Annotated in this window: 18 protein-coding genes and 1 tRNA gene; 5 read left to right on the top strand and 14 right to left on the bottom strand. The window is 64.2% G+C overall.

Annotated elements, in window-relative coordinates:
• The first annotated feature begins 83 nt into the window (after positions 1-83).
• On the top strand, positions 84-2357 hold the full coding sequence (gene malQ / locus QMG52_RS13275; RefSeq protein WP_283560873.1) for a 4-alpha-glucanotransferase: 2274 nt from the start codon (positions 84-86) through the stop codon (positions 2355-2357).
• Here malQ and QMG52_RS13270 read toward each other — a convergent pair.
• Positions 2320-2841 carry a hypothetical protein gene (locus QMG52_RS13270; RefSeq protein ID WP_283560872.1) on the bottom strand — a complete coding sequence of 174 codons (522 nt, stop codon included), beginning with the start codon at positions 2839-2841 and terminating at the stop codon, positions 2320-2322. The two genes, malQ and QMG52_RS13270, sit on opposite strands and share 38 nt — an antisense overlap.
• A gap of 222 nt (positions 2842-3063) precedes the next feature.
• On the opposite strand from QMG52_RS13270, the gene QMG52_RS13265 reads away from it, so the two are divergent.
• Positions 3064-4257, top strand: a complete 1194-nt coding sequence (locus QMG52_RS13265; RefSeq protein ID WP_283560871.1) for a zinc-dependent alcohol dehydrogenase — start codon at positions 3064-3066, stop codon at positions 4255-4257.
• Positions 4258-4325: 68 nt separating this feature from the next.
• Here the strand turns inward: QMG52_RS13265 and QMG52_RS13260 are convergent, their stop codons facing one another.
• From QMG52_RS13260 to QMG52_RS13230, 7 genes are all read right to left on the bottom strand, one after another.
• Positions 4326-4901 carry a DUF3618 domain-containing protein gene (locus QMG52_RS13260; protein WP_283560870.1) on the bottom strand — a complete coding sequence of 192 codons (576 nt, stop codon included), beginning with the start codon at positions 4899-4901 and terminating at the stop codon, positions 4326-4328.
• Between the two features lie 2 nt (positions 4902-4903).
• On the bottom strand, positions 4904-5365 hold the full coding sequence (locus QMG52_RS13255; RefSeq protein ID WP_283560869.1) for a phage holin family protein: 462 nt from the start codon (positions 5363-5365) through the stop codon (positions 4904-4906).
• A complete protein-coding gene (locus QMG52_RS13250) occupies positions 5362-6024 on the bottom strand; it encodes a hypothetical protein (protein ID WP_283560868.1) in 663 nt (220 codons plus the stop codon). Before QMG52_RS13250 ends, QMG52_RS13255 begins: the two co-directional genes overlap by 4 nt.
• A 368-nt stretch (positions 6025-6392) precedes the next feature.
• Positions 6393-7508: a YihY/virulence factor BrkB family protein gene (locus QMG52_RS13245; protein ID WP_283560867.1), complete on the bottom strand. Its 1116-nt coding sequence runs from the start codon at positions 7506-7508 to the stop codon at positions 6393-6395.
• Between the two features lie 242 nt (positions 7509-7750).
• Complete coding sequence (locus QMG52_RS13240) at positions 7751-8212, bottom strand: hypothetical protein (RefSeq protein WP_283560866.1); 462 nt, start codon at positions 8210-8212, stop codon at positions 7751-7753.
• Positions 8209-10737 carry a molybdopterin oxidoreductase family protein gene (locus QMG52_RS13235; protein ID WP_283560865.1) on the bottom strand — a complete coding sequence of 843 codons (2529 nt, stop codon included), beginning with the start codon at positions 10735-10737 and terminating at the stop codon, positions 8209-8211. The genes QMG52_RS13240 and QMG52_RS13235 overlap by 4 nt, the downstream gene beginning before the upstream one ends.
• 195 nt (positions 10738-10932) lie before the next feature.
• Positions 10933-11226, bottom strand: coding sequence for a low affinity iron permease family protein (locus tag QMG52_RS13230; protein ID WP_283560864.1), 294 nt, complete (start codon positions 11224-11226; stop codon positions 10933-10935).
• A gap of 499 nt (positions 11227-11725) precedes the next feature.
• Between QMG52_RS13230 and QMG52_RS13225 the strand changes: the two genes are divergently transcribed.
• Positions 11726-13933 (top strand): catalase, encoded by a 2208-nt coding sequence (locus QMG52_RS13225; protein WP_283560863.1) that lies wholly within the window; start codon positions 11726-11728, stop codon positions 13931-13933.
• Between the two features lie 145 nt (positions 13934-14078).
• Here QMG52_RS13225 and QMG52_RS13220 read toward each other — a convergent pair whose 3' ends face one another.
• The 6 genes from QMG52_RS13220 to QMG52_RS13195 form a co-directional block, all read right to left on the bottom strand.
• Positions 14079-14501 carry a hypothetical protein gene (locus QMG52_RS13220; RefSeq protein ID WP_283560862.1) on the bottom strand — a complete coding sequence of 141 codons (423 nt, stop codon included), beginning with the start codon at positions 14499-14501 and terminating at the stop codon, positions 14079-14081.
• A 247-nt stretch (positions 14502-14748) separates the two neighbouring features.
• Positions 14749-15093 (bottom strand): hypothetical protein, encoded by a 345-nt coding sequence (locus QMG52_RS13215; RefSeq protein ID WP_283560861.1) that lies wholly within the window; start codon positions 15091-15093, stop codon positions 14749-14751.
• A gap of 102 nt (positions 15094-15195) precedes the next feature.
• Complete coding sequence (locus tag QMG52_RS13210) at positions 15196-15450, bottom strand: hypothetical protein (protein ID WP_283560860.1); 255 nt, start codon at positions 15448-15450, stop codon at positions 15196-15198.
• A complete protein-coding gene (locus tag QMG52_RS13205; protein WP_283560859.1) occupies positions 15447-15611 on the bottom strand; it encodes a hypothetical protein in 165 nt (54 codons plus the stop codon). The genes QMG52_RS13210 and QMG52_RS13205 overlap by 4 nt, the downstream gene beginning before the upstream one ends.
• Complete coding sequence (locus tag QMG52_RS13200; protein WP_283560858.1) at positions 15608-15856, bottom strand: hypothetical protein; 249 nt, start codon at positions 15854-15856, stop codon at positions 15608-15610. The genes QMG52_RS13205 and QMG52_RS13200 overlap by 4 nt, the downstream gene beginning before the upstream one ends.
• Complete coding sequence (locus tag QMG52_RS13195) at positions 15850-16110, bottom strand: hypothetical protein (protein WP_283560857.1); 261 nt, start codon at positions 16108-16110, stop codon at positions 15850-15852. The genes QMG52_RS13200 and QMG52_RS13195 overlap by 7 nt, the downstream gene beginning before the upstream one ends.
• Before the next feature lie 107 nt (positions 16111-16217).
• Between QMG52_RS13195 and QMG52_RS13190 the strand changes: the two genes are divergently transcribed.
• Positions 16218-16445, top strand: coding sequence for a VOC family protein (locus QMG52_RS13190; protein WP_283560856.1), 228 nt, complete (start codon positions 16218-16220; stop codon positions 16443-16445).
• 805 nt (positions 16446-17250) lie between these two features.
• Positions 17251-17323, top strand: a tRNA-Arg gene (locus QMG52_RS13185).
• The last annotated feature ends 128 nt before the right edge of the window (positions 17324-17451 follow it).

Below are 17451 nucleotides of genomic sequence, written 5' to 3'. Positions count from 1 at the left end.
TAACACTGGTCCGCGCTTAACCATTCTCGTTGTCTTCCATTCTCGGTGCCGCTGACGACCGCAGACCCAATAGAGTAGGGCGCATGACTGATGCTCCGGATTCCGACCCGACCGCACTACATTCGCAGGCGCTGCTGCGGCTGGCACGGGGGCACGGAGTGGGCACGTCCCAGCGCGGCTGGGACGGCATTGAGCGGCAGGTCGCGGCCGCCACCCTGCGCCGGATCCTGCGGGCCCTGGATGTTCCGGCGGACACGCCGGAGGAAATCCGCAGCTCCCTGTTGAAGCAGGACCAGGTGCCGTGGCGGCGCTTGCTGCCTCCCGTCGTCGTTCTTCAGGAAGGACAGGAATTCCATGTCCCCGTCCACGTCACCCATGGCAGCGAGGTCAGCGTCTGGATTACCGCCGAGGACGGCGGCCACCGCGATGTGCTGCAGCGCGACGACTGGGTGGAGCCTCGGGAAATTGACGGCGTCCTCACCGGCCGGGCCACCTTCGCTGTGCCGGAGGACCTGCCGCTGGGATGGCACGTACTGCATGCTCAGAACGACGGCGATTGGGCCGAGTGCGCTCTGGTGATCACGCCGCGGCGGCTGGGCACGACGGCGGAACTGGCCGGGCACCGCAGCTGGGGTCTGACCGCACAGCTGTATTCCGTCCGGTCCACGCGTTCCTGGGGGATCGGCGATTTCGCCGACCTGGCGGACCTGGCGGTGATTTCCGGTGCGCAGCACGGAGCCGGATTTGTGCTGGTCAACCCGCTGCACGCTGGCGGGCCGGTGCCTCCGGTGGAACCCTCACCCTACCTGCCCAGCACCCGGCGATTCTTTCATCCGCTGTACATCCGCGTCGAGAATATCCAGGAGTACGGCTACCTCCCGGCCGGTCCCAGGGCCGAGGTCGAGTTGCTCGCCGAACGCCTCCATCGGTCAAACCATGAGGCGGACATGTTGGACCGCGATGCCACGTATGCGGCGAAGCTCGCCGCGCTGGAACATATCCACGCAGTCAAACTCGGTCCGGCGCGGGCGCGTGAATTCAAGACATTCGTGACGTTCCACGGACAGGGCTTGGAGGATTTTGCGCTCTGGTGCGCCCTTACCGAGAAGTTCCCCCCGGGTGCTCCGGAGTGGGCGGATCGGCTCGCAGGTCCGCAGACGGTCTACGCAGAGGCGCAGCGGGAGGAATTGGGAGAGCGGATAGGTTTTTACCGCTGGCTGCAGTGGATCTGCGATCAGCAGCTCCAGACGGCGCAGCGGGCAGCGAAGGACGCGGGGATGCGGATCGGCGTCGTGCATGATCTGGCCGTGGGGGTGGATGCCCGCGGGGCCGATGCGTGGACCCTCAACGGCGTGCTGGCCCACGGCGTCACGGTGGGTGCGCCACCGGACATGTTCAACCAGCAGGGACAGAACTGGAGCCAGCCCCCATGGCATCCCGCGCGGCTGGAGGAAGCCGGCTACCTCCCGTACCGGGACATGCTCCGCACCATTCTCCGGCACGCCGGCGGCATCCGGGTGGACCACATTCTGGGGCTTTTCCGGCTCTGGTGGATCCCGGCGGGAACCGGCCCGGGCGAGGGCGCCTACGTCTATTACAATCATGAGGCGCTGATCGGGATACTCGCGCTGGAGGCCCAGCGGGCGGGGGCGGTCGTGATCGGCGAGGATCTGGGAGTCTTTGAGCCCTCCGTCCAGGACTACCTGGCCGAGCGCGGAATCTTCGGGACGTCCATCCTATGGTTCGAAAGCGAGCACGGGGCACCGTTGCCGCCGGAGAAATACCGACAGGCCTGCCTCACCAGCGTCAACACCCACGACCTCCCGCCCACGGCCGGGTATTTGGCAGGCGAACACGTGGCGCTGCGGGAATCGTTGGGGCTGCTCAGCCGGCCGGTGGAACTGGAGCGCGCCGCGGACGCAGCCTCGCAGGAAGCCGTTTTTGCCCTCCTGCGCGCGCGCGGATTCCTGCCGGTGGATGAGCACGAGGCCGATGCGGCCGGCGACGGTGCCCGGGACAGGCCTGCAGCAGACGCGGGAGCCAACGACGAAGGACGGGCCCCGGTTCCTGAGGAAGCCCGCGTGCAGCGGACCGTGGAGGCACTGTACGCCTTCACCGCTGCGACGCCGTCGTCATTGCTCGGTGTCGCACTGGTGGACGCCGTCGGCGAGCGGCGGACGCAGAACCAACCTGGCACCCACGACGAATATCCGAACTGGCGCATCCCGCTGGCAGGTCCGGACGGAAAGGCTGTTCTGATCGACGAACTGGCCGATAACCGGCGCTTTGCCGCACTGGTGGCGGCGGTGCAGGAGCCCGTCAGTGATCCGAAACCCGGAAGCGTTCCGGGACCGTAGCCCTGAGCATTTCGTCAAGCCCGGCAATTTGTCTCTGCGCCCGCTCCAGCAGGGCTCCGACCCGGTCTTTGTCAATGCGCTGGTCTTCCTGCGCGAGGGTGAGCAGCGTCTTCCAGAGCAGGGATTTTCCGGTCACCGCGCTCAACAGCGCCTCCAATTCCAGCTGACTGCCCAGACCGCCCCTGCGGTGCAGCGGGTTCAGCGGACCCAGCTTGGAGGCCTGCGCGCCAACCCAAGCCGCGGCCTCCTTGTACGCTGGCATGTGCAGGCCCAGCTCGTGGCTGATGGTTTCCAGCGATTCCTTGTCAGCGGCCACGTCCGCCGTCATCCGCGTGAGCTGCTCTTCGAGGCCGGTTCCGTTCCACGTTTTCACCGATTGTTCGAACAACCGCTCGCCGGAGGATGCCGCCACCAGGTGGATGTGCAGGTAGCCGGCCAGGACGTCGTCGTCCGTCCCGCCCTTGGAAGGCTGATTGCTGTCCATGTGGTCTCCTTGAGTGACGTTGCGCTTATCGCTATCCAGTATCCCGCCAACCCGCCCGTTTCGCCAGCATGCTTAGCACCTGGCGGCCGGAGGGGTTAGGTTTAGGCTCAGGCCGGATTTCGGCCGGATGCATGGGCATGCCAAACCGGACGATGCAACCGGGCGACAGGTCGATGTATCCCAATGGACCGGTCGCATGCCGGGGGCAACGAGGAGGTTGTGGTGAAGGCTTTGACATGGCAGGGACGGCGATCACTGAGTGTGGAGGAGGTGCCGGATCCGGTCATCCAGGAACCGACGGATGCGGTGATCCGAGTCACCTCCAGTGCAGTCTGTGGCTCCGATCTGCATCTGTACGAGGTGCTGGGTCCATATATGCATAAAGGCGACGTGCTGGGCCACGAACCCATCGGAATCGTGGAGGAGCTGGGCACCGGCATCACGAACCTGCACAAGGGCGACCGCGTCGTCATTCCCTTCAATATTTCCTGCGGGCACTGTTACATGTGCTCAAAGGGGCTGCAGTCACAGTGCGAAGTGACGCAGGTCCGCAAGCAGGGCACTGGTGCGGCGATTTTTGGCTATTCCGAACTCTACGGTTCCGTCCCTGGCGGCCAGGCGCAGTACCTGCGCGTCCCGCACGCCGACTACGGTCCGATCAAGGTGGGGCAGGAGCTTCCGGACGAACGGTATCTTTTCCTCTCCGACATTCTCCCCACGGCGTGGCAGGCTGTGCAGTATGCCGATGTACCCGACGGCGGCACCTTGGCCGTTCTTGGGCTGGGACCGGTGGGCCAGTTCGCCACCCGCATCGGCAGGCACCTCGGCTTTCGGGTCATTGGCGTCGATCCGGTCACCGAACGCCGGACCATGGCTGGCCGGCACGGAGTGCAGACGCTCGATTATGCCCAGGACATCGGCGACAGGCTCCGTGACCTGACAGACGGGAGAGGCCCCGACGCGGTGGTGGACGCCGTTGGCATGGAAGCCCACGGCGCACCCTTGGAGGCCTTCGCACAGACCGCCGCCGGACTGCTGCCGGACAAACTGGCCAGAAAGGCCATCGAAACGGTCGGAGTGGACCGGATGAGCGCACTCCATGCCGCGCTGGAGGCGGTCCGCCGCGGTGGAACGGTGTCCTTGAGCGGAGTCTACGGAGGCCGGATCAGCCCCATGCCGCTGATGACCATGTTCGATAAGCAGGTCCAGCTGCGGATGGGACAGTGCAACGTCAAACGCTGGATTGACGAGTTGCTGCCCTTGGTCGAAGACGCTTCGGACCCGCTGGGTGTGACGGATCTGGTGACTGACACGGTCGGACTGGACGAGGCGCCTGCCATGTATGAGAAGTTCCAAAAGAAAGAAGGCGGCTGCATCAAGGTGGTACTGCGGCCCTGGCAGCCTACAGTGAACTGACAGGGGCCTACAGCGGAACTCCGCCGGGGCCCGGCACTAGCCGGGCCCCAAGCGCAGATCCGTAAGGCCTAGCTGGACTGCAGGTTGTCGCGTGCCTCCTGGGCGCGGTCGCCCACATCAGAGGCAGCGGAGGTGGCCTCCGATTTGATCGTTTCCGCGGAATGCTGAGCCGTGCCCTTAACCTCCTCCACGGCATTCCGAGCTGGCTCCTGCATATCGCCCGCGACCTGTTTCGCCGCATCCGTGACCTCGTCGATCAACGGCTGTGCTTTGTCCTTTGCAACCGAGGCGAGGTGCTTTTCGGCATCGCTGGCCGGAATCAGTGCCGACAACAGCCAACCGGCGCCGAAGGCGATCAGACCCGCGGCCAAGGGATTGCCTTGGGTTTGTGAGCTGATTTTGCCGGGCATCGAACGGACGGTCTCGCCGGCGTCCTGTGCCGTCTGCTGCGCTGAATCCGAGGTGTCATCAGCAGCCCCCATGATCCGCTCCTTGGTCTGGCGGAGCGTGTTGCGGACCTTCTCGGTCTGGCGGTGGGCCACGTTGGCCGGATTGACCTTGTCGGCCATTGCGTCGACGTCGGTGCTCAACCGGCCTCGGGTGTTGTCAATTTCCCGTCGGATTTCCTCAGGTGTCTGGCTCATGACTAGTCCTTTCCGGGCTTCAGCGCCGCGGGGATTTCTTGAACGGTTTCGGTGGTGCGGGGAAGCCCGCGGATGGCTGATATCTCGCGCTTACCCATGAATGCCAGAATGGCGGCGATGATGGCCCAAATGACGGCCACAATCACGGCCGACCATCCCGCGCTGAGCGGTTGTGCCAGGGCTGCCCACAGCGCAACGGAGAGGAAGAGCAGGCAGAACCGTGCGGCCTCCGACGCGCCGGCGAACATTCCCGCGCCTTTTCCCGCCCGGCTGGCCGACTCGCGGAGTTCGGCCTTGGCGAGTTCCACCTCCTGCCTCATCAGGGTGGAAATATCCTGGCTGACTTCGCCGAGCAGATCGCCGAGCGACGTCGATGTGGCCTTGGCCTCGGCCGCGCTCGTACGTTCAGGTATCTGACCACCGGCGGCCGTTGCTCCCGAAGAGGAGTGCAGCGGGTCGGTCATGGCAACCGCCCCTCGGTGCCGTCGGGGCCCTCCGGCAGCGGCGGATACACCGTGGGTGGAACCCCACCGGACGCCGGATCGTAGCCGATCGTGGTATCGTCGTCCGCGAAGGTCTCCAGGGACGCGGAGGATTCATACAACCCGGCATCGGCCGTTCCGGGGGTCCCCGCTCCGGCCGGATATCCCGAAGTCAGATGGTACTCGGCGGTCGGGGGCACCTTGATGGCCTCAGGCGGCGCAACCCTGGGAGCCGGGGGCAGCGTCGTGCCCGTTCGGCGTCCGTAGCCGGCATCCTGATCATTGGAACCTCCCGCCAGGCCGCGGGTCATCCGCCCTGCGAGCAGCCCTGCGCCTGCTGCCACGGCCAGGAACATCCCCGGGCGACGCCGGGCAAAGCGCTTTACCTCGTCCACCAGGGATCCCGGGTCCCGTTCGTCCAGCCAGCCCGCGGCGTCGCCAGCCCTGCGGGCCGCCTCGTGGACCCAGCGCGTCGCGGTGCCGGCCTCCTGCGTATTATTGTCGGCCATGCCTCGTAGTTCGTCACTGATGGAACGCAGCCCTTCGGCGACTTTTTGCTGCTGCGCTCCGGCCTGGGTTCTAAGGTCATCGCCAAGTTCGCCGACCAGGTTCTTCGCCTGCCGGCCTGCTTCCTGTGCCACGTTCTTAGCCTCTTCGCCGGCAACTTGCGCGACGTGCGCCCCGGCTTCGGCGCCCTCGCGGCCGACTTCCTGCGCCTCGTTCTTGGCGCTCGGAGTATATGAAGGCGAAGCCGGGGTGTTTGCAGGTGAAGTCGGGGTACTTGCAGGCGAGGTCGGAGTATCTGCGGTTGAATCTGCTGGCCAATTACTGCTGTTCATCTTGATTCCTCCGTTGGAATGAGCCGACGCCGGCAACCGGGTGGTTACCGTGCAGCGGGCTTTGAGCGGCTGGATTGAAGATCGGCGAAAGACGCCGACACCGTTCTGCGCGTACTCAAATGCTAACCATAAGCGTACTTATTTAATCAAGACCGGAAGCGGATTTTCGGTTATCCGTTTTTGCGGCCGCCGTGGTCCGCCCCTTTCCGATTCGCGCCCTCCTGCTTCTGCTGCGGCTGCGAACGGCGGAGTGCGCGGCCCTGCGCGACGTCGTCGGCAATTTTTTCCTCCCTTTTCTCGCTTTGCCTGGTATCGCGGGGCGGCAGCTGGATCGACTCTTCCGCTGCAATGCCTGCCTGCAGCTCCCTCCCGCGCTCAACTTCGGCGTCGAACTCGGCTCCGAAGAGCAAAGACATGTTAAGAATCCAGAGCCAGAGCAGGGCAACGATTACACCGCCGATGGTCCCATAGGTTTTGTCATAATGGCTAAAATTGGCCACATAAAAGGCAAAGCCGAGCGAAGCGAGAACGAAAATGATCAGGCTGATCAGCGAGCCCAGGCTCATCCACCGGAATTTCGGCTGCTTCACGTTGGGGGTGGCGTAGTACAAAATCGCGATGACGACGATGACGAGGAAGACGAGCACCGGCCATTTGACAATGTTCCACACCAACACCGCGGCGCCGCCAAGTCCTATGGCGTCTCCCACGGCCTGTGCCACCGGTCCGGACAGGACCAGCATGAGGCCCATCAGTGCCACCAGGAGGATGGCCAGGGCCGTCACGGCAAGCATGGTCGGGCGCAGCTTCCAGAACGGGCGCCCCTCGTCAATCTCGTAGATCCGGTTCATGCCCCGCCCGAACGCACCCACATAACCGGAGGCGGACCACAGTGCAACCACAATCCCGCTGATCAAGGCGAATCCGGCAGCGGACGAATGTGTGAGCGCAGTGAGTGGACCTCTGATCATCTCCACCGTGGATCCGGGGGCAATTTTCTGCACAATTTCCAGCGCCGCCGCCGTGGTCTTCTCGGCCTCCCCCACGATTCCCAGCAGTGAAATCAGGGCGAGCAGGGCGGGGAAAACCGCAAGGACCGCATAATAGGTAAGTCCGGCGGCAAGGTCCGGACACTGGTCCTTGGTGAACTCACGCAGGGTCTTTTTTCCAATGAAAGCCCAGGATTGTTTGCTGACTTTTGTCGGCGAATCGGGTTTCCGGGCGTCGTCAGGGGCGGGTGCTGTGCGGGCCCTGTCGGCGCTGGAATCCGTTTTTTCCGTGCTCATCTGAGTCCTCCGTACGGCCGCGACACTGGTGGTGCCCTTAACTGTGGTCTGGATCCGGCCGCTGGTCAACTGCTAAGTGACCTGAGCAACTGCAGCCGGGACCGGACAGTGCTTCAATGCAGTGCCTCAATAAGGGCGCTGGGAGGTGCAGCCCGGTGAGGCCGACGGTCCCGGTGACGTGACGCAAGGCGCCGTGACAGAACGCGGCCGCCGTCGCTTTTCTGCGGCCGGATCTGGCCGGCCTAGTCGGCCGCGATCAGGGCCTGCGGCGCAGCCTGCTTCATCCTTGTTGTCAGCCAGCGCAGCTGGGTGCTGGCTTCGCTTTCACAGCGGCCGACGACGTCCAGCAGTTCGGTGTCCCGCAGCCCCTGAGCGGCCTGCTGGACCATGGTCCAGGTGATGTCCACCAGGTTGGCCAGCAGGTACAGGTCCTGCAGGTCCCGCAGCAGGCCGACGGGCCCGCTGCGGGTTTCGGTCAGGCCATCAGCATGCAGCCGCTCTGGCTCGTCGTCCTCGCTCACCTCCCCGTAGCGCGCGACGACGGGCTGCAGCGCCTGCTGATGGGCGTCGCATTGCTTGGCCAACGTCAGGCAGAGGAAATGAATATCGGGTTCCGCCCCGTGGCCCTCGGCAATTTGGCGGTAGGATCGGGCCAGCGTGGCTTCGGCCTTGTGCAGGAGACCCAGATACATGGGAAGTTTCATGACAGCTCCCCGACTGTGGTTGCGGGAACTGCGGCTCCGAGGACTGGGCCTGCGGAAACCGTGCCTGCGGAACCAGCGGGCAGGGCTTCCGGCGCGAACGTCTCCTGCGCCTGTGCCTCCGGCCCGCCAACCGTCACCGGAACGCTACCCGCCGACGCCGGCCGGGACGCCGTCGTCGTCGGAGCAGCGGAGGGTCCCGCTCCTGCGGCCACCCTTTCAACGTGTACAGCCGCACTTTTGAATACGGGCTGCTTGGAAACGGGGTCCCAATCAGTCATGGTCAGCTCGTTGGCTGCGCGCGGACGTCCGTCCGGGCTGCCGCATTCGTCCCAGTATCCGTAGTGAAAGGGCGCGAAGACGGTTCCCGAGCGGATATCACCGACGCGCGCCGGGACCACGATTTCCCCGCGACGCGAACGGACCGAAACAATGTCGCCTTCGGCGACCCCCAGCCGTCCGGCATCCGACACCGACAGCTCAACCCAGGCATCCGGCGCGGCCCGGTTCAACGGCTTTGAGCGGGCGGTTTTGGTCCGGGTATGGAAGTGGTAGACGGTGCGGCCTGTGGTGTAGCGGAAGGGATAGTCCGCATCGGGTTCTTCATGAGGGGGCGAGTACGGCGCCGTCTTGAACAGGGCCCGCCCGGCCGGAGCCATGGCACGGAACGCCTGCGGTCCCACCGTGGCGCCGGTCAGCAGGTCATGACCATACGTTTCGCAATAGTCCGGGTTTGAGGGGAAAATACCGTCTCCGTAGAGCCGCTTCGTGCCGCCGGGATGCTCCTCGTTGCAGGGCCATTGAATGCCACTTCCCCCGCGGAGCTTCGAATAGCTGATCCCCGTGTAGTCGCACGGCCGGCCCCGGCTGCAGTCCTGCCAAGCCCGGTAGGCGTCTTCCGGACCAACCCAGTCCAGCAGCGGGGCTCCGCCCTTGTTCCGGAAATCCATCCGGCGGGAGTAATCCAGGAAAATATCCAGATCGCTGCGTGCTTCCCCGGGCGGTTCAACCGCCTGGTCCGACAGGTGCACCGTGCGGCTGGCGTTGGTGAAAGTCCCGGTCTTTTCGCCCCAGCCTGCGGCGGGCAGCACCACGTCCGCATACTGCGCGGTTTCGGTCATATACAAGTCCTGCACGACCACAAAGAGCCCGGGACTGGCCAGGATTTTCCGGATCCGGGGGAGCTCCGGCATGGAAACGGCCGGATTGGTCGCAGAGATCCACAGAAAACCGATGGATCCCTGCTCCGCGTAGCGGAAGATCTGCATTGCATGGGTGGGCGGGGCCCAGTGCGGGATCACCTGCGGATCCACATTCCACAGGGCCGCCAGTTCGTTGACGTGGTCGGGGTTTTCCCAGTTTCGGAAGCCCGGCAGATCGCCGTCGGCCCCGCACTCGCGGTTGTTCTGCGCGGTGGGCTGACCGTTCATCTGCAGTATCCCGCAGCCGGGCCGGCCGATCATGCCGCGCAGCAGGTGCAGATTGTTGACCTGGCAGGACGAGGCGGTGGCCTGCGATGACTGGTAAAATCCCTGCAGCACGGTGGATACAACCCGCCGCGAGGTTCCGAAGATCCCCGCGGCGCGGCGGACGTCGTCGGCTTCCACCCCGCAGGTCCGTGCCACCTCCTCGGGCGTCCATGGCTGCACCGCGGCGCTGAGCTCCTCGACATTGAGCGTGTGGTGGGCGACGAAATCCTCATCGTTCCAACCGTGGGCAAACAGTTCGCGGACCAGGCCGTGCATCAGGGCAAGGTTGGTCCCGGGTTTCAGCGCCAGATGTACGTCCGCGAGGCGTGCGACTTCCGTTTCCCGCGGATCAACGCAGACGACGGCGGGCCGGTCCGGACCGGTGACCCGGTCCAGTACGCGGGACCACAGCACGGTCTGCGTTTCGGCCATATTGTGGCCGTAGAGGAACAAGGCATCGCATTCGTCGATGTCGGTATAGCAGCCGGGCTGCCCGTCGGATCCGAAGGACTCCTTCATCGCCGCGGCGGCAGTGGCGGTGCACAGCCTGGTGTTGCCGTCCATATGCGGGGTCCCGATGCCACCCTTGCCGATCACGCCCAGTGCGTAGTACTCCTCGATGAAGAGCTGACCGCTGGTGTAAAAGGCGTGTGAGAGCGGGCCCTTATCTGCCAGCAGCGACCGGCTTCTGGCAACGATGCGTTCCATCGCGGTGTCCCAGTCGGTCTCGACGAGCCGGCCGTTTTCCCGGATCATGGGGCGGGTCAGGCGTTCCTTGGTGGCAACACCCTGCCAGCTGGCAAGGAGTCCTTTAGGTCCCAGCCGGCCCTGGTTGACGGCGTCGACAGCCCGGCCCCGGACGCCGACCATGGCACCGTCCTTCACAGCGATGTCCATGCCGCAACCATTGCTGCACAAGACGCATGCGGACTGGACCCACCGGTCCACATCCGCTTCGCCGACGCCGTCGGCCAGCAGCTGGTCGACCCTGACCGGCCAACTCTCGCCGCGGGCAAACGGTGTCCGTGTGCCCCAAATGTCCGTAATCCGGTCAACCATCGCTCAACCTCTCCACCGTCGTGACGGGCCTCCTGCACCGTCGTGACGGCACCGGTTCCACCTTCGTGACGGCGCCCTCTACACCTTCGTGACGGCACCGGTTCCGATCAGGCTATACCTGATGCTCCGTTCCTTGGGTCTCTGCTGCCGGCTTCGTCCCTCAGCGGCCTGCGCCGCGGGGTATGAAATCCCGGACTACGAATGGTTTGAACCGTTTTTGGCCTCGTCCCGAAGGTGCTGGCGCTGTTTTTCGAGCTGTTCTTCCCCCTCGTGCTCGGCGTCGTATAGCTTGGCGTTGCTGATTTGAAGCTCGAGCATGATCGCATCGAGCTTTACCTGAACGGCGGCGGCGTCACGGGTCTGCGTGTTTTGAATGATGAAAACCATGAGGAACGTGATCATCGTGGTTCCCGTGTTGATGATCAGCTGCCAGGTGTCGGAGAAGCCGAGCAACGGTCCTGTCGCAGCCCAGATCGCGAGCAAGGCCACTGCAGAGTTCGTGCGCTTCGATCCACGACGGTTTGGCTTTGCCCCTGATGATCAGAGGGCGGAGTTCCCGGTTGTATTTCTTCACGGGACATTTCCGCCGGCGATGCTGCTCATGTTCTCGTGGCCCAAAACCATGCCGGAATCCGGCGATCTTAGGGTCCGCCACGTTTTCCACGGCAAGCTGGTAAGGGGCTTTGAACACTACTGCTTTCATGAACATGTCCTTCCAAAAAGCTCGTCAGCCGCCTCGGGCCCCTTCGTCCGGGCTTCGAGGGTCCCGCTGGGGATTATGCCTCTTTTAGTAAGCAAGCTGATATGTTTCGTATAACCTCGCCGTATCCGACGGGGAGAGCACGGGCCGTGACTTGTCGTACACCAGCGCGGCTCCTGCAACAGTTACGGGTCCTTGAATCTGCGCCGCCCCGAGCCTTAGGGTGATAAGCACGCTGATCATACGGGGGTTAGGACGCGTCCAAGAAGTAAGCACCGAGGAGGAAACATGTCGCCATCTCAGAAGCCCATTCCCGGGGCACCGTCTGCGGAGCCGCCGCAGGTTCAAGAGCAAACCGTCCCGCACAGCCCTCTGCCTCCGAAACCGGATCAGCACGGGCCGGAGCTGGTTTCGCCCACGGGTACCCCAACCGGCGAGCCGGAGGGATCCAGGTCGCAGTCAGGCGCATATCTAACGACGGCGCAGGGCACCCGGATCAGCGACACGGACCATTCCCTGAAGGCAGGTACGCGAGGTCCCACCCTGCTGCAGGACCACCACCTGCGCGAAAAGATCACGCACTTCGATCACGAACGTATTCCTGAGCGGGTGGTTCACGCGCGCGGGGCCGGAGCGCATGGGGTGTTCCGGTCGTATGGTTCAGCGGCGAACATAACTCGGGCAGGCTTTCTGGCCGCTGACGTAGAGACACCCGTTTTTGTCCGGTTCTCTAACGTAGTAGGTTCCCGCGGCTCTGCGGATACCGTCCGGGATACCAGGGGTTTCGCTACGAAGTTCTATACCGATGAGGGAACCTTTGACCTGGTCGGGAACAACATCCCGGTGTTTTTCATACAGGACGGCATTAAGTTCCCTGATGTGGTGCATGCGGCGAAGCCACACCCGGACCGGGAAATTCCGCAAGCGCAGAGTGCCCACGATACGTTTTGGGACTTCGTGTCGCTTCACACCGAGGCCCAGGCCCATACGCTGTGGTTCATGGCCGATCGTGGTATTCCGCGTTCGTACCGGATGATGGAAGGCTTCGGGGTGCATACCTTCCGGCTGATCAACGCCGAGGGCACGACGTCTCTGGTGAAGTTCCACTGGAAACCACGGCTGGGCGTGCACTCACTGGTATGGGAGGAAGCACAGATCATCAACGGCATGGACCCGGACTACCACCGCCGGGACCTGGCCGATGCCATCGAATCCGGCGCGTTCCCGGAGTGGGAGCTGGGGCTGCAGGTCTTCCCGGACAGCGAAGACGAAATGTTCGAGGGGATCGATCTGCTGGATCCCACGAAATTCATTCCGGAAGAACTGGCCCCGGTTCAAGCCGTCGGGTTGATGACGCTCAATGCCAACCCGGTGAACTACTTCGCGGAAACGGAGCAGGTGGCGTTTCATCCGGGCCACCTGGTGCCCGGGATAGATGTCACCAACGATCCGTTGCTTCAGGCGCGCCTATTCTCTTACTTGGACACTCAGATCAGCCGCCTTGGTGGCCCGAATTTTGCCCAGCTCCCCATCAACCGGCCCCAGGCCCCGATTAACGATATGTTCCGTGATGGCATGTACCAGCAGGCGGATCACGCAGGCGTTGCTCCGTACCGTCCCAACTCCCTCGACGGCGGCTGTCCCTTCCACGCCGGAGTAGCGGATGCCGCGTTCATCGACATCCCGCAGGAAGTTGCCGCGGGTATCAACGTTCGACAAGCGCCCGCCACTTTTGATGACCACTATAGTCAGGCCACGCTGTTGTACCGGAGCCTGACCGCAGTGGAACAGCGACACACTATCGACGCGTACACCTTCGAACTTGGTAAGTGCTATGAAACAGCAATCCGGGAACGGCAGCTGAAGTCGCTGGCGAACATCGATGCCGGGCTCTGCGCCGGTGTGGCCGCCGGGTTGGGCCTCCCCGCGCCCGAGCCGGAGCAGCAGCCGGGGAATCCGCAGCCGAGCCCGGCCGTATCGCAAATCGGCCGGAAATGGCCGACGGACGGGCGCGTCATCGGCATACTGACCGATGACGGCACCGACACGGACAAAGTGATCACGGCCCGGGACGCGATAGCGGCAGCCGGCATGGTGCCGCTGATTATCGCTCCGGCCGCGGGCACACTGGGAAACACCGAAGAGCCGGTGCAGCGGACTTATCTGACGGCGAGATCCACTGAGTTTGACGCGATTCTGCTGGCTACCTCCGCCTCGGCGGAACCTGCCGCGGGCGCAGTGCCCGTCGAGCCTGCCACGGCCGGAATTCCCCGCGGTCCCGTGGATCCCCGGATACTCCTTATGGTCACCGAGGCCTTCCGCCATGCCAAAGCCATCGGCGGCTGGGGAAGCGCTGCAGCGATTCTGGCCGCGGCCGGAATCGACGGAGCCGCGGAGGGCCTAGTGCTCGGTGAGTCCGACGACGTGGTGACGGCCGTGGGCGAACTGCTCACCGAACACCGTGTCTGGAACCGGTTCCGCGTTAGCGAGGAGTGAGGCCAGCGGACAGAGCGAGGCAGCGGCTGATCGCACCTGCCGTCGGGGGGGCCGACTTTGCGTCGGCCCACCCGACAGTGCCTCGCGCCCGCCCGACAGTGACTCACGTCCGAGGGTGGCTCCGGACAGACAGCAGCTCAGGACATCAGTTGGACTTTCCGGTATTGCCCTCCTGAGGCTGGATGCTGGTCTCGTCACGCGGCCCGGACGTCCCCGTTGGGCGCGCTGTCTTGCCCTTGCGGCCGGTATCTTCCCTGCCCGACTCTTTGCCGTCCTTGTCCGCCGCGTCCTCGCCGCGCCGCCCGATGCTCTCGCCCACATCTTTGGGAGCCATTGCAGCGTCCTCCGGCGTTGTATCCGATCCGGGCTGAGCGGGCTCTTTCAGCGGCGCCTTGCTGCCCATGGCCCGGGCAGTTCCGTCCCTAGGTCGGTTGTTCCCGTCGCTTCTGTCCTCATACGGCGGCACCGCGCTGTCGCCCGTATCGATCGCGCCGCCCGGATCGGGATTCGGGCCACGCTGGTAATCGTTGCCTATGCGGTCGCCTTTCGGCGCGTTCGTCTCAGCCATGGGATCCTCCTCGGCATTACCCGCGGTCGACTGCGCCCTCGAATCCGGCAGCGCCGGCCACCTTCCGTGTTGCATGAAACTCACGCGGCAGGTGCATTCACCTTCACCGACCGTGTCTTCCAATGATAAGTCGCCGCGGCATTCCCGTCGACATGATTTCCCGGGGGGATTCCACGGGGGATTCCCCGGGCGCTGCCGGGCGGATCTTCAGCCACCGTTCTGGCAGCACGCTGGGCAAAACGCACCATCAACCGCAGTGCGGTGGCGGTCTGCGACACATAATTCTCGGCCAGGCTGATTCCGGCTGGGTGATGCGTTCCCGGGAAGCGCTAAGACACGGCCCGTCGTCGTAGCTGTACTGGATTTCGTCCATCTCGAGTGCTCGTTGGCCGCTGCTGGCCACGGTCCTCGCCCGTTTCCTTCGCAGGAGCGTGACGCCGCAGACCACCTCGCACTCCGGGAAGGACAGGCTCCGCGCCGAGAATCCGGCGAAGCCGTTCAGGAGATCCTCAACATCCTTACTGTCGAGAATGAGGTTTTGCAAGTAGTCCGCGGACGATATGTCTGTGGGAACACATTCATCGATCCTCACCCCGGGTTCCATCCGTTCGGCGCTCTTCGATATAGCCAAACGATCCCGTTCCGGCGGCCTGACGGGCAGACCGGCCGCCGGCATCAGGATTTCCAAAGCATTTCAGCGGCTTGCTGCGAAACGGTGATTACCACACGACCCGGCAGGGGCCCCCATCGGTCCGGCCTGGATTCGCACGGTGGCCAGGGAATCAGCGATCCGCAGATCCACGATGGCCGGCTCCGGCGCCGAGGCTCCGGGCGTCAGGGTTGCGGCCAGGCGGCCGTCCGCGGTTCGCCGCGACGGATCGGCCGGGTAGACGGTGCTGACGCCGTCCAGCCCAAGGATCAGCCGGTGCAGCTCATCGGTAATCCTCATGCGCTCGTCCCTTCATCTGGGCCGGAGTCCTCCCGCAGGTCGGTGATGCCGATATCGATGGCTGCGAAATTCAGTTTGGTGTGGGTGGCCAAGGCATCCGCCAGCGTTTGTCGGAGTCCGGCGGACAGGCTGGGCAGGTGGTGACCCCAGAACGCTGTCATGTTGACTTCAGCACCGATGGGGGCGCCGGGCACCTCGAGTTCCCCTGCAGACGATATCTTCCGATCACCACCCCGGCGAGGGTGTCCCCGGTGTCGTCCAGCCGGCGCCGCGCGGCCAGACCCGACCCGGGAAGTCCGGACAGCCAAGGACCGATCGTCGGCGGCGACACCAGCAGCGCCGTGCGGCCGGTCATTGACAACACGGTCTCGGTGCCGATCCAGAGGAGAATAAGGAGGATCACCACGCCCGGACCAGACCGGGATCACGGGCCACCTCCACGAGCGTGGGAACCACGATGGGAACGCATAGGCTCAGCCCCGGCCCGCCGTCGTCGGCTACCACTGCCTTAACCTCGTCGGCTGGGACCCTGAAAACCTCCGCCGGCACAGCCGTGACGGTTCTGATCAAGGCGCCGCCGCTGATCCTGTTGTGTCCGGCCCGCGAACCGCCGGCGGACCCGGCCTCGGCACCGTGGCGGCCCGAAACCGCGGTGCTCATGAGGACGAGCGACGACGGTGGGTAGCGCCTACACCGGCGCGCCGCCGTCGTGCTGACGTATTTCCTTTCCGCTGCGCCGGCGCCACCCTAAAGAGGTGCAGCCGGCAGTGCGGTTGGTTCCGGGCGAATTCCCGCCGGTTGTGGCGCAGTTCTATACGTCGATATTCAGGAATTCAGAGATCTTGAGTGTTGCCCGGTACGGCAAGGTCGGGCCGGGGCCGGAAGGGCAGGCGATGACCATTAACTTTGTACTTGAGGGGCAGGAATTCGTGGCACTCAACGGTGGTCCGGAATTCACGTTCAGCGAGGCCATATCGTTCCACATCAGTTGTTGAAACGCAGGAAGAGGTCGACAGGTTCTGGGACAGCCTTTCCGCCGGCGGCCAGGAAGGACCCAGCGGCTGCCTGAAGGATAAATTCGGGTGGGCCGCGCGCCGATCGCGCTCACATGTGCGCCCGCCAGTTTTCCATCGCCGTCCACTATCAGGGTTAGCCGGACTATTCCGTCGGCCGTTGGCGTAGCGCCGCAGTCAGTCCTGCTTGCTGAGGACAATGCCGAGCGGACCGACGGCAGTGAAGTCCTCGGCAAGCAGCGGATCATGTGCTTCTACCAGCGACATCCCCGTGGGTTCTGGCCTGGACGTAACCATTGACCCATACATGGTGACGCTTGAACGCAAGCTCATCCGCCCTTCGATTCGAGCCTGCAGGCCCGGAGCGTCCGGGTCTGCGTTTGAATTCGGTGAGCGCTACCGTTCTGGAGGATCCAGCCGACAGCTACGGTTCCGTCTTTCCTGGCCTCCCCTGGATCACCGGAGCCCGCGAATTCGAGGAACCAGTTGGCGGCCTAGCTGGGCCTGTATAAGTGATTCCGTTAGCGTCCGGTTCGTTCGGGCTCTGCTGTCCACCGGTCAACATGGTCATTGTCCTGTCCCAGATGTGGTGCTGGTGTCGGGGCCACCGATCCGGTCAAGTGCAAGGGCGGCTTACGTTTACGGATTGCCCAGACTCAAGAGGTCAGCCGATGGCGCGCTGTAGCGCCATCAACGGGAATTATTCAGGGGACCGGTGAAAGCTGCCCTGCTGCCGCCGCCTGTCGTGAGCGTGGTGGGCGGGGCCACGTAGTAGTATTTCAAGGTCGCCCCCGTAGCTCAATGGATAGAGCAACGGCCTTCTAATCCGTAGGTTACGCGTTCGAGTCGCGTCGGGGGCACTTTCCGGCCAGCAACAGTGATTGGGCTGATCAGCGGTCCGGCCATTGTCAGGGAGGCTGTGTCCCGCGCACGGGGCAGCCGTCCCCGCTTTTCCTCAAGCTCCATTATCACGTTCCCTCCTCCACAG

This window comes from Paenarthrobacter sp. PH39-S1 (genome assembly GCF_030063245.1).
Taxonomy (GTDB): Bacteria; Actinomycetota; Actinomycetes; order Actinomycetales; family Micrococcaceae; genus Arthrobacter_M.
This window is presented reverse-complemented; position numbering and strand designations above follow the sequence as displayed.

Excerpts from the sequence above, each read along its gene's own strand:
- malQ (WP_283560873.1), top strand. The coding sequence starts at position 84 with ATGACTGATGCTCCGGATTCCGACCCGACCGCACTACATTCGCAGGCG.
- QMG52_RS13270 (WP_283560872.1), bottom strand. The coding sequence starts at position 2,841 with ATGGACAGCAATCAGCCTTCCAAGGGCGGGACGGACGACGACGTCCTG.
- QMG52_RS13260 (WP_283560870.1), bottom strand. The coding sequence starts at position 4,901 with ATGAGCCAGACACCTGAGGAAATCCGACGGGAAATTGACAACACCCGA.
- QMG52_RS13255 (WP_283560869.1), bottom strand. The coding sequence starts at position 5,365 with ATGACCGACCCGCTGCACTCCTCTTCGGGAGCAACGGCCGCCGGTGGT.
- QMG52_RS13245 (WP_283560867.1), bottom strand. The coding sequence starts at position 7,508 with ATGAGCACGGAAAAAACGGATTCCAGCGCCGACAGGGCCCGCACAGCA.
- QMG52_RS13240 (WP_283560866.1), bottom strand. The coding sequence starts at position 8,212 with ATGAAACTTCCCATGTATCTGGGTCTCCTGCACAAGGCCGAAGCCACG.
- QMG52_RS13235 (WP_283560865.1), bottom strand. The coding sequence starts at position 10,737 with ATGGTTGACCGGATTACGGACATTTGGGGCACACGGACACCGTTTGCC.
- QMG52_RS13225 (WP_283560863.1), top strand. The coding sequence starts at position 11,726 with ATGTCGCCATCTCAGAAGCCCATTCCCGGGGCACCGTCTGCGGAGCCG.
- QMG52_RS13220 (WP_283560862.1), bottom strand. The coding sequence starts at position 14,501 with ATGGCTGAGACGAACGCGCCGAAAGGCGACCGCATAGGCAACGATTAC.
- QMG52_RS13210 (WP_283560860.1), bottom strand. The coding sequence starts at position 15,450 with ATGAGGATTACCGATGAGCTGCACCGGCTGATCCTTGGGCTGGACGGC.
- QMG52_RS13205 (WP_283560859.1), bottom strand. The coding sequence starts at position 15,611 with ATGACAGCGTTCTGGGGTCACCACCTGCCCAGCCTGTCCGCCGGACTC.
- QMG52_RS13195 (WP_283560857.1), bottom strand. The coding sequence starts at position 16,110 with ATGAGCACCGCGGTTTCGGGCCGCCACGGTGCCGAGGCCGGGTCCGCC.